Source organism: Ekhidna sp. (assembly GCF_964218185.1).
Taxonomy (GTDB): domain Bacteria; phylum Bacteroidota; class Bacteroidia; order Cytophagales; family Cyclobacteriaceae; genus Ekhidna.
The window spans coordinates 322867-342696 of the sequence record NZ_CAXPLV010000001.1; the positions used below are offsets into that span (position 1 = coordinate 322867).

The 19830-nt window shown below is 42.4% G+C and carries 13 protein-coding genes and 1 tRNA gene; 5 read left to right on the plus strand and 9 right to left on the minus strand.

The window, feature by feature from the left end; genetic code table 11:
• Nucleotides 1-140: 140 nt before the first annotated feature.
• From ACEQZT_RS01535 to ACEQZT_RS01545, 3 genes are all read right to left on the minus strand, one after another.
• Nucleotides 141-2615 (minus strand): TonB-dependent receptor domain-containing protein, encoded by a 2475-nt coding sequence (locus ACEQZT_RS01535; RefSeq protein WP_370086540.1) that lies wholly within the window; start codon nucleotides 2613-2615, stop codon nucleotides 141-143.
• 85 nt (nucleotides 2616-2700) lie between these two features.
• On the minus strand, nucleotides 2701-3954 hold the full coding sequence (locus ACEQZT_RS01540; RefSeq protein WP_370086542.1) for a sensor histidine kinase: 1254 nt from the start codon (nucleotides 3952-3954) through the stop codon (nucleotides 2701-2703).
• On the minus strand, nucleotides 3951-4631 hold the full coding sequence (locus ACEQZT_RS01545; RefSeq protein ID WP_370086544.1) for a response regulator transcription factor: 681 nt from the start codon (nucleotides 4629-4631) through the stop codon (nucleotides 3951-3953). The genes ACEQZT_RS01540 and ACEQZT_RS01545 overlap by 4 nt, the downstream gene beginning before the upstream one ends.
• A gap of 131 nt (nucleotides 4632-4762) precedes the next feature.
• Between ACEQZT_RS01545 and ACEQZT_RS01550 the strand changes: the two genes are divergently transcribed.
• Together ACEQZT_RS01550 and ACEQZT_RS01555 are read left to right on the plus strand one after the other, a co-directional pair.
• The gene (locus ACEQZT_RS01550) at nucleotides 4763-7210 is read left to right on the plus strand and encodes a prolyl oligopeptidase family serine peptidase (RefSeq protein ID WP_370086546.1); all 2448 of its coding nucleotides are present in this window, start codon (nucleotides 4763-4765) and stop codon (nucleotides 7208-7210) included.
• A gap of 164 nt (nucleotides 7211-7374) precedes the next feature.
• On the plus strand, nucleotides 7375-8556 hold the full coding sequence (locus ACEQZT_RS01555; RefSeq protein WP_370086548.1) for an FG-GAP repeat domain-containing protein: 1182 nt from the start codon (nucleotides 7375-7377) through the stop codon (nucleotides 8554-8556).
• An 11-nt stretch (nucleotides 8557-8567) separates the two neighbouring features.
• Here ACEQZT_RS01555 and murB read toward each other — a convergent pair whose 3' ends face one another.
• Nucleotides 8568-9584 carry a UDP-N-acetylmuramate dehydrogenase gene (gene murB, locus ACEQZT_RS01560; protein ID WP_370086550.1) on the minus strand — a complete coding sequence of 339 codons (1017 nt, stop codon included), beginning with the start codon at nucleotides 9582-9584 and terminating at the stop codon, nucleotides 8568-8570.
• 12 nt (nucleotides 9585-9596) lie between these two features.
• Nucleotides 9597-11294, minus strand: coding sequence for an amidohydrolase (locus ACEQZT_RS01565; protein ID WP_370086552.1), 1698 nt, complete (start codon nucleotides 11292-11294; stop codon nucleotides 9597-9599).
• A gap of 188 nt (nucleotides 11295-11482) precedes the next feature.
• Between ACEQZT_RS01565 and rpsA the strand changes: the two genes are divergently transcribed.
• On the plus strand, nucleotides 11483-13609 hold the full coding sequence (rpsA, locus tag ACEQZT_RS01570) for a 30S ribosomal protein S1 (protein ID WP_370086554.1): 2127 nt from the start codon (nucleotides 11483-11485) through the stop codon (nucleotides 13607-13609).
• Nucleotides 13610-13678: 69 nt separating this feature from the next.
• Nucleotides 13679-13749: transfer RNA gene (locus ACEQZT_RS01575), tRNA-Cys, on the plus strand.
• Between the two features lie 62 nt (nucleotides 13750-13811).
• On the opposite strand, the gene ACEQZT_RS01580 is transcribed toward ACEQZT_RS01575, so the two are convergent.
• Both ACEQZT_RS01580 and ACEQZT_RS01585 read right to left on the minus strand, forming a co-directional pair.
• Nucleotides 13812-14060 (minus strand): hypothetical protein, encoded by a 249-nt coding sequence (locus ACEQZT_RS01580; protein WP_372530118.1) that lies wholly within the window; start codon nucleotides 14058-14060, stop codon nucleotides 13812-13814.
• An 86-nt stretch (nucleotides 14061-14146) separates the two neighbouring features.
• Nucleotides 14147-16996, minus strand: a complete 2850-nt coding sequence (locus ACEQZT_RS01585) for a M16 family metallopeptidase (RefSeq protein ID WP_370086557.1) — start codon at nucleotides 16994-16996, stop codon at nucleotides 14147-14149.
• Nucleotides 16997-17168: 172 nt separating this feature from the next.
• On the opposite strand from ACEQZT_RS01585, the gene gap reads away from it, so the two are divergent.
• Nucleotides 17169-18158 carry a type I glyceraldehyde-3-phosphate dehydrogenase gene (gap, locus tag ACEQZT_RS01590; RefSeq protein WP_370086559.1) on the plus strand — a complete coding sequence of 330 codons (990 nt, stop codon included), beginning with the start codon at nucleotides 17169-17171 and terminating at the stop codon, nucleotides 18156-18158.
• Between the two features lie 71 nt (nucleotides 18159-18229).
• Here the strand turns inward: gap and ACEQZT_RS01595 are convergent, their stop codons facing one another.
• A complete protein-coding gene (locus ACEQZT_RS01595) occupies nucleotides 18230-18940 on the minus strand; it encodes a YebC/PmpR family DNA-binding transcriptional regulator (protein WP_370086561.1) in 711 nt (236 codons plus the stop codon).
• Between the two features lie 57 nt (nucleotides 18941-18997).
• Nucleotides 18998-19828 (minus strand): DMT family transporter, encoded by an 831-nt coding sequence (locus ACEQZT_RS01600; protein ID WP_370086563.1) that lies wholly within the window; start codon nucleotides 19826-19828, stop codon nucleotides 18998-19000.
• Between the last annotated feature and the right edge of the window lie 2 nt (nucleotides 19829-19830).

The window sequence follows — 19830 nt, forward strand, 5'->3', positions numbered from 1 at the left end:
ACAAAAGGGTAAAGATTCCGACACAGGCCTGCCTACCGCAGGCAGGGCCGGAATGACGTTTTAGAGTGTGGGCAAAAAAGAAACCCTCCCCGCTTCGCAGCTAAGGAGGGTCTATCACCAACTTACTCAAAGTTTACCTTTTAGAACTCTCCACCATCAAAGTCTCCCTCTTCTCTATTTTCCCCATCGCGGTTGCGCTGTTTCTTTTGATTCAGCCGATAGGTAAAGGAGAGCGTAGCTGTGGTAGATCGCCATTGAAATTCGCTGTACTGAAATGAGTTTTCATTGAAAGTCTCACTTCTGTGTTTTCGTGTGTTGAAAAGATCCCGAACATTAAAAGCCAGGGTGCCTTTGTTTTTAAATACATCCCTTGATAGTCCCACATCCACCGATGTGATAGACAATGTCTTACCCTGAACTGTATTTCGTGGAGCTCGATAATTCACATTGATTTGAGCATCGAATAATTTCTTCAACTTAAAATTGTTGCTCACCCGTGAGGAGAGTGAGGTAGCTGTGGCTTCATCGTAATTCAACACCTCATCCCCAAACGAAACCGATCCCCCTGGAACGTAAGACCTGAAGAAGTTCATGTTTCCGCTCACACGGTACCAGTCTGCAAAGTCCTGTGAAATATTGAATTCCATACCATACGAACGCTCAATAGATACATTGTATGGACGTGTATAGGTGATTCCCTCCGAATCGGTGGTTCGTAGACGCTGCTCCACTCCCTCCGTGTACCGATAGTATACACCTCCATAGAATGAGGATTTTTCAAGGTTCAGCAAATACCCTAGCTCGTAAGAATCAGTAAATTCCGGCTGTAGGTTAGGATTGCCCAGATAGTAATTTCTGTTATCGGATATAGAGCTAAACGGATTCAATCTTCTACCTCTGGGTCTGCTGATTCTTCGGCTATAGCTTGCCTGAATTGCCTGAATTTCTGTCAGCTGATATGTCAAAAAAGCACTCGGGAAGAAGTTTCCGTAATTCTGTTCATTGCGCTGATTGTCGGTCTTCTGGTTGGTCACAAGCTTTGTGAGCTCATATCGCAAGCCAAGCTGCCAGGATATTTTATTGAACTTATTGCTCACGATTCCATAGACGGCAAACACGTCCTCATCGTATTCAAACTCATTCGTGAAATTTGTATCCACTTCATATTCTCCGTCTTCATTTCGCTCAGTCACCACATAGTCATTGCCTACCAGTCTGTCCGTATAGCGGGTTCCCAGCTCCAATCTTCCATCTTTTGCAAACGGATGGATGTAGTCTGACTGGATCATAAATCGTTCTTCAATTTCATCGTTGACCGCTCGCTGATAGAGGAATGGAACCTGATTATTGAAGGTTGTACCTTCACTTTGAACCAGGTCGCTACTCTCCTGTTCATTATTGTTTTGATATTGAAAATCAAACGTGAGCTTCTGTCCCTTACGAAGGAAATTTCTGGTATAATTCAGCGAGTACTCCAGGTTTTCATCACCCTCGCCCTCATTGTCATTTCGAAGTGTAAGTGAGTCCAAGCCTGAGGGCTGATAGAAATCTCGATAGATTAAGCTGGTCTTATTTTCCTCATCTGAATATCTGTATAAAAACGACAGGGTAAGTGTGTTCTGATCGTTCAGGTAAATGTCCGATCCAAAACGAGTTGAGTAGCTGATTCCTCCTCTGTCGTGCGTTCGGTCACGCTCAGTAAAGGAGGGTGATGTTGCGCTCGCATTGAAGAAGTCCTGCTCTGAATATCCATTGCCATTATATCTGCGATAATTCACTCCCACATTCGTGAAGAAATTGATCCAGTTTCTTCTCAGGTTTAGGTTAACAGATCCACCGTGATTATCTGGAATTCCGGTATTCACCTGGAAGCTACCATTCAACCCCTTGTTTTGATCTTTTTTCAAAATTATGTTGATGATACCGGCTAGTCCTTCAGCGTCATATCTGGCAGAAGGGTTGGTGATTACCTCCACACTTTCCACCAGGTTTCCATTGAGCTGTCGAAGCGCATCATTGCTGCTAAGTCCTACCAATCCTGATGGTTTACCATCGATAAGAATACGTACATTTTCGCTACCCCTCAGGCTGACGTTACCTTCTACATCTACCTGCACGGAAGGGAGGTTATCCAAAATATCTGTGGCGCTACCACCCAGGTTGCTGAGATCCTTGCCAATGTTGAATACCTTTTTGTCTAAGGTTAGCTCCATCTGTGTGCGTTCGCCTTGAACCACTACTTCTTCCAGCAAGGTTTCATTTTCACGCACCTGAACGCTTCCTGCATCATAGATCGGGGTTTCCTTAGATATCTTCACCTCTGAGATTATCACATCTTCAAATCCCATAAACTGGATTCGGATGTAATATTCGCCCGGTTTCACAGGGACATTAAATACGCCCTGTACATCGGATAATCCGCCGGTGACGAGCGTTGAATCTGCTTCATTAAAGATGCTAACAGTGGCAAACTCTACGGGATCTGAGGTGCCCGCCTGAATTAGCCGTCCCTTCACTGTATAATCCGGTGCAGCCATGTCTTTTGGCGCCTGACCATATGCACCTGCTAGAAGTGCCAAAAGATAGATAATTAATAGTAGTCCTTTTCCTTTCATAATACAAAACAAACACCACTCTTTGAAGCATGTTTGAGTGAAATTTGAAGCAAATCTGAAGTTTTAAAAAACTTTGTATTTGCGGTTAAAATTTAATTTGGATGGTATGTCGGTCTTCTACATTTTCATACCTGATCTCATAATCGTAGAAATCACAGATTTTCTTTACGATAGCCAATCCCAATCCCAGTGATTTAGCACTTTGGTTGGATTTCTTAAACCTGAGAAATAGTTCGTCCACAGGTATGGATAGCGCAGGACCCGAATTGCTGATCTTAAGCTCTGAGTCTTTGAGAAAGATATCGATCATACCTCCCTCCACATTATGTCGGATTGCATTGTTGATCAGGTTGGTCAGCAACATCTCCACCAAAACCCGATCAGCTTGGATCGTCACTCCTTTCTCTATCGCCACCGTTTTTGAAATAGACTTAAGATCAATTAGTTCCTTAAACTCCTCCAACATATTCTCTATCGCTTCTGATAAATTGATTTCAGATACATTGGCAAACTCACGATTTTCTATTTTAGTAAGCAGCGAAAGTGCATTACTCAGGTGGCTAAGGCGCTTTATGGTGGCCTGAGTAAAGCTGATCTGCTCCAGTTGTTCTTCTGTAAGATTATCACCATCCATCAACACCTCCAGCTTACTTTGCACAATGGCTATCGGTGTTTGAATTTCGTGAGACGCATTCTCTGAAAACTCTTTTAAAGATTGATAATCGGACTTCACTTTGTTGGTCATTTCAGTGAGGAAATGATTGAGACGCTTAAACTCTGCCACCGTTGACTTAGGAAATTCCAGCTGTTGATCAGGTTTAGTAAGAGAAAAGCTTTTGATCACGGTCAGAGTGTTATTGAATGGTCGCAGAATGAAATAGGAGGCAAGAAAACCAATAATCAATACAGCACCGAGCAATATCAAATACATGGTCACTAAGGATTCTACCAACCCATCCTTGATATCATCAGGTTCGATAATGATATCGTAAAGGCTAATAAAGTAGCTTTTGCCATCAACATTGCGAATAGCATCCACCCGAAGGTGCGGCTCCATCCGCTCCAATTGATTATGCATCACAAGTGTATCAGAAAATTGAGTTGACTCCTCGGTGGAATCCTCCAGCGCCACAATCCTCAGCTTTGTCCACGTTACAGAATCTTTTACTGGTCTTCTCTTCAGTCTTTCTTCTACTCCATCCAGTCGCTCTATCAAAAATCTGCGCTGCTCAAAATTGACTTCCCGAAGCATCACGTTGAAGCTAATAATCCCACCAATAAGAAACACTACCAGCGATACCAGTACAAAAATGATCGTTATGCGAACTATTAGATTCATGCTTCATCCTTCATTTTATACCCAGCTCCGTATACCGTCTTCAGATAGTCTTTACCTCCGGCCTGCACAATTTTCTTTCTTAGGTTTTTGATATGCTGATACACAAAATCAAAAGAATCCATGGTATCCATATAGTCACCCCACAGGTGCTCAGCAATAGCCTGCTTGGTCAAAAGTCGATTTTGATTCACCACAAAGTAATGAAGCAATTCATACTCTTTTCGTGTGAGTTCCAGCGTCTGCCCATTTACTATCACCTCATGGTTGTCCAGGTTCAGCTCAATTTCATTGAAACTCAATGAACGCTTGCCATCCTGCTTTCTTCGTCTGAAAACAGCATTCGCTCTGGCATTGAGTTCCGCAAGGTGAAAAGGCTTTGGCAGGTAATCATCTGCTCCAAGTTCCAGGCCATGTAGCTTATCATTTAGTGCGTTTTTGGCTGAAATGATCACCACACCCATATCCGGCCAGTTTTCTTTCACCACTTTCAAAAGTGATAAACCATCGCCATCCGGAAGCATCAGGTCCAGCAAAAGCACATCATAAGAAAAAGCATAAAGCTTATCTGTAGCCTTTGAAAAAGATTCAGCTACTTCGCACACGTCTCCTTCTTTCGAAAAATAATTTCGAACACTCTGTGCCAGTTCAGCCTGATCTTCTACTAACAGTAGTTTCATAAAGCAAACATACTAGGGCTTTTTGAAGCAATTCTGAAATTGCGATCCATTTCACTTTACACCAGCGGTCGGAAACCCAATCCATAATTTTTTAACTTCATGCTCTCAATCAAAACTAAACAGCTTGGATCATGAAACGAATTTTCAATTTTCTCTTACTCATCACCCTCTCCCTTACCGTCCTGTCCCAAGGTGGACTTGGCTATCAGGAACCTCCCAAGGAAATAAAAGATTTGGTGGATGCACCGCTTGCTCCATCCGTGCGGATAGATAATAAAGGGGAGAATGTAATACTTCTCTATCGAGATGCTTACAAAACCATTGCAGAGCTTTCAGAGGAAGAATTGAGGCTTGGTGGACTAAGGATAAACCCGGTCACCAACATTGGTAGCAGAACTACCTTTTACAATAACATCCAGGTCAAGAAAGCTTTTGATAGTGATGCCAGGCAGGTAAGTGGCTTACCGCAAAACCCAAGACTTGCCTACTTCAGCTGGTCACCCGACGAATCCATGATGGCATTCACTCACACAACAGACACTGGTGTAGAAGTGTGGGTGTTGGATGTAGCCAAAGGTCAGGCAAAAAGACTCACAAATGCTGGAGTTAATGCCAATATGGGGGGATCACTTGAATGGTTTGCCGATAGTAAAGCTCTTTTAGTAAAAATGCTTCCTGCCGATCGCGAACCGCTGATTGATACCGAAACCGCCGTACCAACAGGCCCTACCGTTACGGTGAGTTCAGGCGCAAAAGCTCAAAACAGGACTTACCAGGATTTGCTAAAAAATCCGGTGGACGAAAAGAATTTTGAGCAGCTGGCACGCTCAGAAATTCACAAAGTAACACTGGATGGTACCACGAGTAAATGGATGGATTCGGGAATGTACGATGATATATCCTTTTCTCCTGATGGAAACTATGTACTTGTGAGCAAGGTGAAGCGACCATTTTCTTACCTCGTACCATATTATCGCTTCGCTTCCGAAACGGCCATTTTTGACAAGAACGGTAAGCAGGTGAAAATGCTCCTGGATCAATCGGTGGATGAAGTACGACCTAAAGGATTCATGGCAACCACAGATCAGCCAAGAAGCTTCAACTGGCGTGCAGACAAGCCTGCTACAATGGTCTGGACGAAAGCTTTGGATGGTGGAGATCCGGCCCTTGAAATGGAATATCACGATGAGGTGTTTGAGCTGGAAGCTCCGTTTACCGGAAATGAGCGATCAGTTTTGAAAGTGAAGAACAGACTTTCTTACATCCAGTGGGGAACAGATGAAGTGGCCATCGCACATGATTATTGGTTTGACAATCGAAATACCAAGTCATACGTTTTCAATCCATCAGACAATTCGAAAGAGCCCAAAATCATTGTAGATAGAAACTATCAGGATGCCTACAGTGATCCTGGCAATTTTGTGACATCAAAAAACAAACTGAACCAGTATGTGCTTTCCATGAACAATGGCAATGTCTACCTGATGGGAGATGGTTTTACTGACGAAGGACAGTTTCCATTCGTGGATCAAATGAATCTGGCATCCGGTAAGACCACCAGACTATATCAATCCGCATACACAGACAAGGTGGAAGACTTGATAGATGCGATAGATATGAGCAAAGGAGAGCTGCTGGTACGCATTGAGTCACCTACAGAGTATCCTAATTATTACCTCAGAAATATCAAAAAGAAGATAGCGCTAAGACCGATCACTCAATTTGAAAATCCTTTTAAAAGCATTCAGGATGTTCACAAAGAAGTGATTACCTACAAACGTGACGATGGTGTGGAGCTAACAGGCACACTCTACCTTCCTATTGGATATGACAAGGAGAAAAAGGAAAAAATGCCGATGATTATGTGGGCCTATCCTGTCGAATACAAAGACAAAGCCAGCGCCGGGCAGAACACAACCAACCCGAATGAGTTTATCTATCCTTACTACGGTTCTCCGGTTTTTTGGGTGACAAGAGGGTATGTAGTGCTGGATGATGCAGCCTTCCCTATTATTGGAGAGGGTGATGAGCAACCAAACGATTCATTCAGAAAACAACTGGTGGCGAATGGAAAAGCAGCCATTGATGCAGTCGATGCACTGGGATACATTGACCGAAACCGTGTAGGTGTAGGTGGTCACTCTTATGGTGCCTTTATGGTTGCCAATCTGCTGAGCCACTCTGATTTGTTTGCGGCCGGCATTGCCCGAAGTGGTGCGTATAACCGTACGCTTACTCCTTTTGGTTTTCAACGGGAGGAGCGTTCCTATTGGGAAGCGCCGGAGGTTTACAATACCATGTCGCCATTCATGCATGCAGACAAGATGAAAACGCCACTCCTTTTGGTACATGGTGAAGCAGACAACAACTCAGGCACCTACCCCATGCAGAGCGAGCGTTACTTCAATGCCTTGAAAGGACTTGGAGGTCCAGCTAGGCTAGTTATGCTACCCAAAGAAAGTCACGGCTATCGTGCGAAAGAAAGCATCATGCATGTGCTTTGGGAGCAGGATCAGTGGCTGGAGGAGCATGTGAAAAACAGAGATGAGATGGAAACGACCGTAGAGATAGACAAATAAGATTTTCTAATTACCAACCTAAAGAAGCCGAGCCGAGAGGTTCGGCTTTTTTTATGCCATACTATCGTCCCGTTACCTGTTGAACAAGTCAATCTATCATAATTGAATATATTTATTGATTGGTGGGATTTCGTGCGATGTGTATTAACCATAAAATCAACCTTATGTTCTCATGTAAAAAGCCCTTGGTCATTGTATTCATTTTACTCATTTCTTCTTGCTCAAAAGATGATGACAGTACGCCTTCAATTGTCGACCTGGGGATAACGGCAAGCACCAATGCCAATGCCGGCAGCTCCTACACGAATGCGAAAACTGATATTCGGATAGATTACAATCACATACCTGCAGGAGAAAATACGGGTAATTTACGCTTCGGTATCGCTTACCTTGATGCCAATGGTGATAACCATACCGATGTATTTATGGCTACCGGAGAGTATTTACTTGATGGTGAAGTCAATAGCATTTTAGCCATTAATGACGGACAAAATAATTTCACAGTGAATACGTCAGCATTTAATGATAACATGCCGCCTGCGACACATGCCCGTAAATCCATTAAATGTGATTTCAATGGGGATGGACTGGACGATTTAATGGTTTTTGACCATGGATATGATGCTGATCCCTGGCCCGGCAGTCAAATTAAGCTGATTATGCAAACAAGTGCAGGATCTTTCTCCTGGAAAAAATTGGCTGACCAAACGGGATTTCACCACGGTGGCGCAGGTGCCGATATAGACAATGATGGAGATATTGATGTTTTTGTAGGTGGTTGGGATCCGTTTTTCTATGTCAACGATGGGAATGGCAACTTTGAAAAAGTGGATAATCGATTTGATCGGAGTACGGGGGATATATTCACCGCTGAACTCATCGATGTGGATAAGGATGGGTTTGTTGACCTGTTGATCGGTGGACATGAGTTTGAAAACACGAAAACGACGATCTACTGGGGCAGTTCTACTGGTAGCTACTCAACCGATTTACGAACGATAATTGACCCGGTAGATAGCTATGGTACCGTATTGGACATTGATGCGGAAGACTTAAATGGAAATGGAAAAATAGACCTTGTAATCAATCGAACCGGAGGAGGTAACAATAACTTTTACGAAGGTAGCTGGATTCAAATATTAAGCAATGAAGGAGATCGAATGTTTATAGACCGAACAACAAGCGTGCTCGATGATCCAGGCAGTAGTAACTATCCATGGTTTCCGTGGATTCGAATCCAAGATCTGGACAATGATGGTGATCTGGACATCTTTCCGGATGATGCCGGTGTAGGATTTCGTCTAATGAATAACGGGGCACCATACTGGTCTCGATTTATTGACTAGGTCTGACAATCTCAAACCACATTCACTTCCCGTTCCAGTTCTATCCCAAACTTTCCCTGGATGGATTTCATGATTTCGTTGGATAGTTTGTAGATATCCTTGCCTCTGCCCATTCCGTGATTTACCAGGACAAGGGCTTGCTTATCATGCACGCCTATATCACCATCCCGGTAGCCTTTCCAGCCTGCTTTTTCAATCAACCAGCCCGCAGGTATTTTGATCTTATCTTCATCTATCGGATAGCTTTTGATGTCTTCAAACTCTGCTTCCAATGCTTCATAGTGCAACTTTTCAATAACAGGGTTCTTAAAAAAACTACCGGCATTGCCTATATCCATGGGGTCAGGAAGTTTAGACTGACGAATATTGATCACCGCCTGACTCACATTTTTGAGTGTAAGCTCCCCCACCCCCATCTGCTCAAGTGTTTCCTTGATGGCTCCATAGGAAATGTTAAAGGTTGGCTTTTTGAAAAGCTTGAAAAACACTTTAGTAATGACAAACTCATCCCTAAGCTCTCCTTTGAAGATACTATATCGGTAGTCAAACTTGCAATCTTCTTTAAAGAAGGAGACGGTCTTCCCACTTTTAATTTCATATGCTTCAAGTGAGTGAAAAACCTCCTTCAGTTCAACCCCGTAGGCTCCTATATTTTGCATCGGAGCGGCTCCTACCGTACCTGGAATCAGTGATAAGTTTTCCACTCCCCCGTATCCTTTCTCCACACACCAGAGAACAAACTGGTGCCAGTTTTCTCCCGCTCCTACAGAGACAAGTACGTCCTCTTCCGTTTCATTTTGAATTTGGATACCTCGTATTTCATTCTTTGCTACCACACCAGTAAAACCCCGTGTAAAAAGAACATTGGAACCTCCACCGAGGATCATTTTCTTTTGCCCACGAAACCTTCCTGTCTGATAAATTTCATCCAAGTCATCGATGGAATCGACGATGGCTAAGAAGCCAGCATTTTCATCCAGCCCGAAGGTGTTGTATGGTTTGAGAGAAACGTTTTGCTGTACGATCAATGCAGTATGAGATTATTCAGCCTCGTAAACAACTTCCCCACCAATCACCGTCATGGCTACCTGAGTATTAAGGATATCATCTTCAGGGATAGTCATGATGTCGCGATCCAGGATGGTCAGGTCTGCCCACTTACCAACTTCAATGCTACCTTTCATATCTTCCTGAAAAGCACCATATGCAGCATCCAGCGTATAAGATCGAAGCGCTTGCTCGCGAGTCATTTTCTGGTTCGGTTCATAACCTCCTTCAGGAGTTCCTTTTAGGGTTCGTCTACTTACCGATGCATAAAAGCTGGCAAATGGGTTGATTGGCTCGACAGGTGCATCAGTACCATTTACGATTCTCGTACCAGATTGTAGCAGGTCCTGCCACATATAGGCTCCCCACTCAATCCGTTCTTTGCCTAAGCGATCAATGGCCCACGGACGATCAGAAGACATGTGAATGGCCTGCATTGCAGGGATAACTCCGAGCTCAGCAAATCGAGGGATATCTTCCGGGTGAAAATGTTGTGCATGTTCTATCCTAAACCGTGGCTCCTTCGGTGCACTCTCTGGGTAAAGTTTGAATGTACGCTCATACACATCCAGCACCTCTCTATTGGCGCGATCCCCAATGGCATGTGAACATACCTGAAAACCTGCCTTATAGGCTCTTGCCGTTATCTCCTCCATCTCGTCCATCGGCATGGTATTGTGGCCATGGACGCCCGGTGCATCTGAATACTCCTCTAGCAACCACGCTCCTCTTGAACCCAGCGCTCCATCTACATACAACTTCACAGAGCGAACAGAAAGTTGACCATTGTAGAGATTGTGTTCAATTCCATTTGAGAAATAGTCGTCGAGTAGCTTTTCATCTCTGCCTGTCAACATTACATAGAGACGCAACTTCAATTCATTCTTCTCCGCGAAGCTTTTAAACAAGTCGATTCGTTCCTGATCTTCACCCGCCGTGTGAAACCCTGTAATTCCATTCTTAAAGCACTCTTGTAGCGCAAGCCTTAATGCCTGACTGTCACTTTCTCTGGTCTCCTTTGGTATAGCTTTACCTATGATCCCCTGAGCTGTTTCATTAAATATTCCCGTTGGCTGATTATCCAATCTTTTAAAAATCTCCCCTCCATCCGGTTGTGGCGTATCAGCGTTCACCCCAGCTATCTCCATTGCCTTTGCATTGGCAAGTGCGGCATGGCCACTGGCATGCTTCAGGTAAACAGGATGGTTGGGAACTGCCTCGCTTAGCAAATCATGAGTTGGAAAACCATTGGTAAGTTCCGGCTGCTCGGTCCATTTATCCTGATGCCAGCCTCTGCCCAAAATCCAGGTACCTTCCGGTGTGCTTTTCGCACGTTCCACCACCATGTCCACCACTTCCTGATAACTCTTGGTTTCCATCAAGTCAAGATTCACGAGATTATACCCTACCCCCATGATATGGGCGTGACCTTCAATCAAACCGGGTACTACAGTTTTTCCCTGCAAATCCAACTCTTCAGTCACTGAGCCTTTAAAGGCATTTGCACCTTCTCGTGAACCAACGTACAGAAAAGTATCTGCCTTGATAGCGATAGCCTCCACCGTTGGCTGATTGTCATCCAGAGTGTAGATGATTGCATTGAAGATAATCTTATCCGCAGCAATTTCTGGTTCTTCTGGCTGACAGGATAATAAGATTAGACTTAAGAGGAATAGTTTTAAAAATTTCATGTTTCTGATGAGGTTGAGAATAAAGCCTAAAGTTAATCGTATAGATGGTTTTATAAATCAATTTCCCTAAATTTGCGCTCCGTTCCAAAATGGAACATTCTGGCGTATGCTGGAAGATTGTTAAACAAAATGCTGGTCGGTGCTGACTCCAACTGACACAGTGTACCGAATAGGAGTCATTTTTTATTATGGCAAAGAAAGAAGAAACTGCTAAAGCTGAGGAAAAAGAAACCAAAGCAAAAGCACCTGCTGCTAAGAAGACAACCACTAAAGCGGCAACAAAAAAAGCAGACGAAAAAGAAGTGAAGGAAGAAAAGAAAGCTTCTAAAACAACTGCAAAAAAGGAAACCAAAGAAAAGGCTGAGAAGAAAGAAGCTCCTAAGGCAGAGCCAAAAGAAGCAGAGAAAGTAGAGGCCGCTCCTGAAGAGCCTAAAGCCGAAAAGAAGGAAGCTAAAGCTGAAAAGCCGGCTAAAGTAGCTGTTCCGGAAATTGAGCCTGCAGGCGCTTTTGATTTCGACGATGATGGTTTCGATGATGAGTACTCAGAAGCAGATCGTAAAGCAATGGAAAAGCTTTATGAAGACACGCTTACTGAAATCACAGAAAAAGAACTAATCACTGGAACAGTTGTAGGTGTTACAGACAGGGAAGTGATTGTGAACATTGGTTTTAAATCTGATGGTCTGGTATCTCTATCAGAATTCAGAGATATGCCAAATTTGAAAGCTGGTGACGAGGTTCAGGTTTTCATTGAAGAGCAGGAGAATGCAAACGGGCAGCTAGTTCTTTCAAGAAGAAAAGCAAAAATCGTTAAAGCATGGGAATCTATTCAGGGTGCCCTTGATAACGATGAAGTAATAGAAGGTTTCGTGAAGAGAAGAACCAAAGGTGGTTTGATCGTAGACGTATATGGAGTAGAAGCCTTCCTTCCAGGATCACAAATTGACGTTAAGCCAATCAGAGACTTTGACATATTCGTAGGAAAGTCAATGGAGGTGAAAGTTGTGAAAATCAACTACACGAATGATAACGTGGTAGTCTCTCACAAAGTACTTATCGAGAAGGATCTTGAGCAGCAAAAAGCTGAAATCCTTAACAACCTTGAGAAAGGTCAGGTACTTGAAGGAGTTATTAAGAACATGACCAACTTCGGTGTATTCATCGACCTTGGAGGTGTTGACGGTCTTCTTCACATTACTGACATCAGCTGGGGTAGAATCAACCACCCTGAAGAAGTACTTTCACTAGACGAGAAAGTAAATGTTGTAGTGTTGGATTTCGACGACAACAAGCAACGAATTTCTTTGGGTATGAAGCAGCTTACTGATCACCCTTGGGATTCACTTGACAAGGATATCGATGTAGGATCTAAAGTGAAAGGTAAGATTGTGAATGTTGCTGATTACGGTGCATTCCTTGAAATCATCCCTGGAGTTGAAGGCTTGATCCACGTTTCTGAAATGTCATGGTCTCAGCACCTGAGAAATCCATCTGATTTCATCAACGTTGGTGACGAGATAGAAGCGGTGGTATTGACTATCGATAGAGAAGAAAGAAAAATGTCTGTTGGTATCAAGCAGCTTACTGAAGATCCATGGACTAAGCAAGACGTTCTTACCAACTATGCAATTGGTACTGAGCATAAAGGAACCGTGCGTAACCTTACTAACTTCGGCTTGTTTATCGAGCTTGAAGAAGGAATCGATGGTTTGGTTCACGTTTCTGATTTGTCTTGGACTAAGAAGATCAAGCACCCTTCTGAATTCGTGAAAGTTGGAGATGAGCTGGAGGTGAAAGTGATGGAACTGGACATTGAGAACAGAAGACTGGCACTTAGCCACAAGCACCTTGAAGAAAATCCTTGGGATACGTTCGAAACTGTATTTACAAAAGGATCTACTCATAAGTGCACGATTACAAGCGTATCTGATAAAGCTGCAACCGTTGAACTTCCATATGGTCTTGAAGGACAGGTAATACCTAAGAACTTGAAGAAAGAAGACGGAACTACAGCTACAGAAGGAGAAACTTTGGAGTTCAAAGTACTGGAGTTCTCTAAGGATGACAAGCGAATCGTTCTTTCTCACTCTTCTATTTGGGACAAAGAAGCAGAACAACCAAAAGAAACTTCAGCTAAGAAGTCTGGCGGTGGCAAGAAAGGAAACACGCTAGATAAGATCAACAAAGAAGTTGAGAAGTCTACGCTTGGTGACCTGGATGCTCTTTCTGCTTTGAAAGACAAAATGGAAGGTGGAGCTACTGCTGAGAAAAAGAAAGCAGCTCCTAAAGCAAAAGCTAAGAAAGAAGAGAAGTAAAATTTAAAAACACAAGTCGTCTGCCTGCTGGCGGATGACTTGTTTTTTATAGTTTTGCCATCATTAATAGGCGCTGTGGCCGAGTGGCTAGGCAGAGGTCTGCAAAACCTTTTACAGCGGTTCGAATCCGCTCAGCGCCTCAAAAAAAGCAACCTTAATTAGGTTGCTTTTTTTATTTGAAGCGATTCTTGTCCTATAGAATTCACACGATCTTGGACTCGCTATATAGATCATAAGCCGCTACAAAAACATCACTAATATTACCCCTATCATCCTGATACTTTTCAAGATCGTTTCTATCAGTTAAGTAAACTGGACGATAATCTTTCTCCATTTCATCCCAAAGAACAACTAACAGAGTATAACTTAGTTTACTCTTTCTCCCAGCTTCCAACCATTCCTCAAATCGAGTTTCTTCAAGAGGTAACAAGAATTTCAAATTTTCAAACATACCTAAACGCTATAAACCTAAACGCAAAGAAAAACCCGTTTAGTGAGTACTAAACGGGTTTCAAGTTCATAAATTAAAGCAAGATTTTACATTACTCCTACTTCATTTCCATATTTATCCACAAGGACTGGGTCGCCAGGACCATCAACTCTAAGCTTATCATATTGAGTTGCTTTATCCCCTACAATCACAAAAATATACTTGCTTAAATCAAAGTATTCATCAGCAGTTGATTGAATGCTTTCAATCGTAGCACTAGTCACTGCCTGCTGTTCCTGATCTATATAATTCTGAGGAAGTCCATAAGTGCTGATATTGTGCAAGATTCCAAGAAGATTAAATAATGTCTCGAAGTTCCTTGCGTTCTCCTTGATCATTGAAGTTTTGGTCTTGGTAAGATCTTCCTCAGTATAAGTGTCTGAATAATTTCCGATAACGTCTTTAAACGTATCCAGTGCATCTTTTGTGGTAGAAGATTTTACACTTGAAAATGCAGTGAAAGTTCCGGGAGTCATCGAGTTTCTACCTGGGAAGGAGTATGCTCCATACGTATATTGCTTTTCTTCTCTTAGGATTTGGAATAGCCTACCTGATGATCCATCACCAAGCCGATCATTAGCCACCATGATCTCATTATAAATCGGATCATCTGCCGGCACTGTTAATCGGGAAATTCTAATGACAGATTGCTTGGCATTTGGAACATCTACAAAGTATACTTCTGGCTCACTAGGCACTGGTGGAACATCGTATGATGGCATAGTTACCTCTTTCTGCTCCCACTCATTGCTTAACCTTCCTAAAGCCTTAATCGCTCTATCCTTACTGACATTTCCTGCAACATGATAGTTGGTCACATTTGGTACAAAATACTTATCATAGAATGACTTTAGATCATCGATAGTTATGCTACTAACATGATCCTCATAGCCAATGGATGGATGCCCCAAGATATGATCTTCTCCATATAGTTTTCTGTCCATAACCACCGTGGCAATGGAATTAGGATTCGTTTCACGCTGCTTAATGGATTGAAGTGTCTGATTTATAATTCGATCAAACTCTTTCTCATCCCATCTTGGCTCCAGCAAAATTTCCTGCACAAGCTCCATTGTTGCCTCAAAGTTTCTGGATAGGCAGTTTCCTGATACCTGTATATACTCATCAGAAGTAAACATGTTCAGGTTGGCTCCCAGTTGACCGATAGCATCCTCTAGTTCTTCTGGGGTTTTATTTGCCGTCCCCTCCATCATAATGTCAGTCATAAGGTTGGCTACTCCCACCTTATTGATATCATCCAGATAATGGCCTCCCATTATTCGCATAGAAAAGTTGACAAGCGGAAGCTCATTGGCTTCAACACCATAAACATCTATTCCATTCTCTGTCTGGGCTGTCCATATTGTTGGTGGAGTAACCAAAGGCTCCTCACCAAATGCAGGCTCTATAGATCTATCAAACGAAGATTCCGTTTTAACTATGATAAAATCTCCTTCTTCCTCAATTACTTCACTTTGCCCGAATTCATTGATGCCTTCTTCTTTGATATCAGCCATTGCTGCCCCTTCTATTGCAAGGTCAGCAGCTCCTTTAGGTACAAAGTTTGTCACAATATGATTTTTATCGAGAATGTACTTCCTAAACACCCTCATCACGTCTTCCTGTGTTACAGCTTTAATATTGGCTATATCTTTTTCAATGAAGCCCGGATCTCCAGCATATTCATTGTAGCTAGCTAGCTGAAATGCTTTTCCAAGGACACTACTTATTCCATTATAAAAATTAGTTTCAAGGCCTGCTTTTATTCTTTCAAGATCCTTGATATCAAAGCCTTCTTTGTCAAACTTCTCGAATGTTTGATTGATTACTGTTCTTACAGAATCTAGGTCAGTTCCTGCATTAGCTCTCACTCTTATTGTAAATGTTCCTGCTAGCTCATTAGAGCTATTATAGGTGGATACATCAGGAGCTACCTTTGCTTCCTCTACGATAGCCTTATAAAGCGGTGCTCGTTTTCCGTCATCCAAAATTTGACCTAAAACATCCAATGCCCACTGATCTGGGTGATACTGTTCTACAGTTGGATAGGTCATCCTTAGCTCAGGCAATTGAGCAAAGTTGTCTTCATAGTAAAAGGTCTTTGTTTCATTTAGAGAAACTGGCTGGGGATCCATCGGTGTATCAATACCTCTTGAAGGAATCTCACCGAAGTATTTATTTACAAGTTCTTTCACTTCGTCTTTGTTGATATCTCCCGCGATTACTAAAGTTGCATTGTTTGGTCCGTACCATTGCTCATAAAACTCCTTCACATCTTCAAGCGTAGCATTCTGCAAATCTTCCAACTCTCCAATAACCGTCCAGTTATAAGGATGTCCTTCAGGGTACATTGCCTTCAATATCACGCTCTGTGTATGTCCATAGGGCTGATTATCCACCCTTTGTCTTTTCTCGTTTTGAACGACAGGTTTTTCTCCTTCTAGACTAGCAAGAGAAACAGCATTGATAAAAAATCCCATTCTATCCGATTCCATCCAAAGTACTTTTTCCAACGCATCTTTGGGTACAACTTCATAATAAATAGTACCATCAGTCCATGTACCTCCATTGAATGTTCCTCCCCACTCGTTGATATTTTTAAAAAATCCTCCATCAGGTACATTCTCAGAACGCTGAAAAAGCATGTGCTCAAAGAAATGTGCAAAGCCAGTTCTTCCAGGTTTTTCTCTGTTCGATCCAACATGAACTAAGATAGATACAGCAACAATCGGATCAGAATCATCTTGATGTAGAACTACATCAAGTCCATTATCAAGAGTAAACTTTTCATATTCAAGAGATAGCTCATCACTACTCGTGTTGCTTCCTGATGTACATGATGACATTAAAGTCACTATGGTAAGAAGCATAATAGACAGGTTCTTAAAATTTTTCATTTTAAACGATAGGTTTTTTTTAGAAAACGCATGATAGTCATAAGTCAATACAGAATGAAACTTTTTAATATGAAAGGTTCTGTTTACATCCTAAAAGGAGCTTTTAGAATTAAAATTGATTACCTCAAAAAGTGGTTTTACTTTTGCACCTTCAAAATCAAAGCAAGATCACATGTCAACGAAAATTGGTATCAATGGATTTGGAAGAATCGGACGTTTAAGCTTTCGTGCTCTCCTTGAAAAAGACAATGTAGAAGTAGTGGCCATCAATGACCTTACTGATACTCACACATTAGCTCACCTGCTAAAATACGATTCAAACCATGGAAGATTTCCAGGTACCGTAGAAGCAGATGACAAAAATATTATTGTAAACGGAAAAGCAATCCCAGTGACTGCTGAGCGTGATCCAAAAAACCTTCCTTGGAGTAAACTTGGAGTTGAGATCGTTCTTGAGTCTACTGGCTTCTTCGTTGACGAGGCTGGAGCTGGCGGACACCTTCAGGCTGGCGCAAAAAAGGTAGTTATCTCAGCACCTGCAAAGGGGAACATTCCTACGGTAGTACTTGGTGTAAATGAAGATACTCTAACCGGTGATGAAACCATTCTTTCAAATGCATCATGTACAACCAATTGCCTTGCACCAATGGCAAAAGTTTTGGATGATGCTTTTGGAATCGAGAAAGGATACATCACCACAGTACACGCCTATACATCTGATCAAAGAATCCAGGATGCTCCTCACAAAGATCTAAGAAGAGCAAGAGCTGGTGCGGTTTCTATAATCCCAACCTCTACAGGAGCAGCAAAAGCTGTTGGATTGGTACTGCCTCACCTAAACGGAAAACTGGATGGTATCGCTATGCGAGTTCCTACCCCTACCGGTTCTTTGACTGATCTTACCGTGGTGGTAAAGAAAGATGTAACAGCTGAAGAGGTGAATGCTGCGATGAAGGCAGCTGCTGAAGGTCCTATGAAAGGAATTCTTGAATACACCGAAGATCCAATCGTTTCGATTGATATCGTTGGCAATCCTCACTCAAACATCTTTGATGCTAAATTGACTTCTTGCCAAGGGAATCTAGTAAAAGTAGTTGGTTGGTATGATAATGAAGCTGGATACTCAGCAAGAGCAGCAGACTTGATTAGCAAGATTGCTTAAGAAGGAAATATCTTAAAACTAAAAAGGGAGCATCTGCTCCCTTTTTTTATGCCTTACATTTAACACCTCAACTAAGCGATGTTGGTATATACCGCCTGTACATCATCGTCATCCTCAATCTTATCGAGCATCTTTTCTATCTCTTCAAGCTCCTCATCAGTAAACTCTACTGGATTATTGGAAATCCGCTTTAGGTTGGCCTTTTTCACCTCAATATTCAAATCCTCAAGCACCTTGCTCATTTCTCCGAATTGAGTATAATCGGCATAGGCATAGATCATTCCATCACTTTCCTCTATCTCTTCAAGTCCACCGTCTATGAGTGAAAGCTCTAGCTCCTCGATATCCATACCTTCTGTTTTCTCAAACTCGAAAACAGCCTTCCGATCAAACATAAATTCGAGTGAGCCATTCGGAACAAAGCTCCCTCCTGCCTTATTGAAGTAGGACTTAACATTGGCGACCGTCCTGGTGGTATTGTCAGTAGCACACTCAACGAAAACCAAAACACCATGAGGTCCTTTTCCTTCATAGGTTACTTCTGATATTTCATCTATGTCCTTACCTGCAGCGCGTTTGATGGCATTTTCAATGTTATCCTTCGGCATGTTTTCAGCCTTGGCATTTTGAATTGCCGTACGGAGTTTGGGATTCATTTCCGGATCCATGCCCCCATCTCTGGCTGCCACAGTAATTGCCTTGGCCAACTTAGGAAAGACTTTACTCATCTTATCCCATCGCTTTTCTTTAGCTGCACGCCGATATTCAAACGCTCTTCCCATTCTGTGTTTAGTTATTTTGGACTGCAAATAAAATTGAAGAACTAGTCAAAATCAAGGCTAGCTTCGTTTCCAAATCACATTCAATATTACCCCAGACAATACCAATGCCATCCCTCCATAGGTGACAAGGTTGTAGGTCTCATCAAATATGAAAAAACCAAAGGCTAGTGAGTAGATAATTCCTATATAGGTCAAAATAGAAACCTTGTTAAGTTCTTCTTTCTGGTAGGCCTTGGTCATCAGGAATTGGGCGATTTGGGTGGTAACACCAACTAAAACCAAGACAATCCAGTCATTGCCCTGAGGCTGCACCCACACAAAAGAACTCCATACTCCAGATATTGGGAGCATGATCAGTGGGAAGTAAAAAATGATAACAAGAGGATGCTCACTCGTTTTAAGCTTCCTTATGAAATTATATGCCAGCCCCATGAAGAGCGAGGCGGTGATCCCCATCACCACATGAATAAATGAAATCCGTGGATCAAACCCTTGAATAACCAAAATTCCGGCAAAGCTCATAGCGAAGAATAGCCATTGAATGTTTTTCACTTTTTCACCCACTAAAAATATCCCGAGTACTGCAGTAAAAATCGGAGCGAGATATTGCAGTGTTGAGGCAGTTGCTAGTGGAATTTGTTGTAATAGACTAAAGTAAATAACCAATGCAATTGCCCCAGCCACCCCCCTACCAATCAGCACGGGCTTGTTGTTTCCCCAGATATTGACTTTTTGATGCGAAAGAAAAAGCAGACTGATCACAAGAGAGATAGCAGACCTGAACAAGATGATCTCTATAGCCGGAATGTGCGGAACCAACTTCACACAGACCTTCATCAAAGTGAAAGTGAATGAGGCAAAAAGCATGTATCTAACTCCCTGACTCAAAT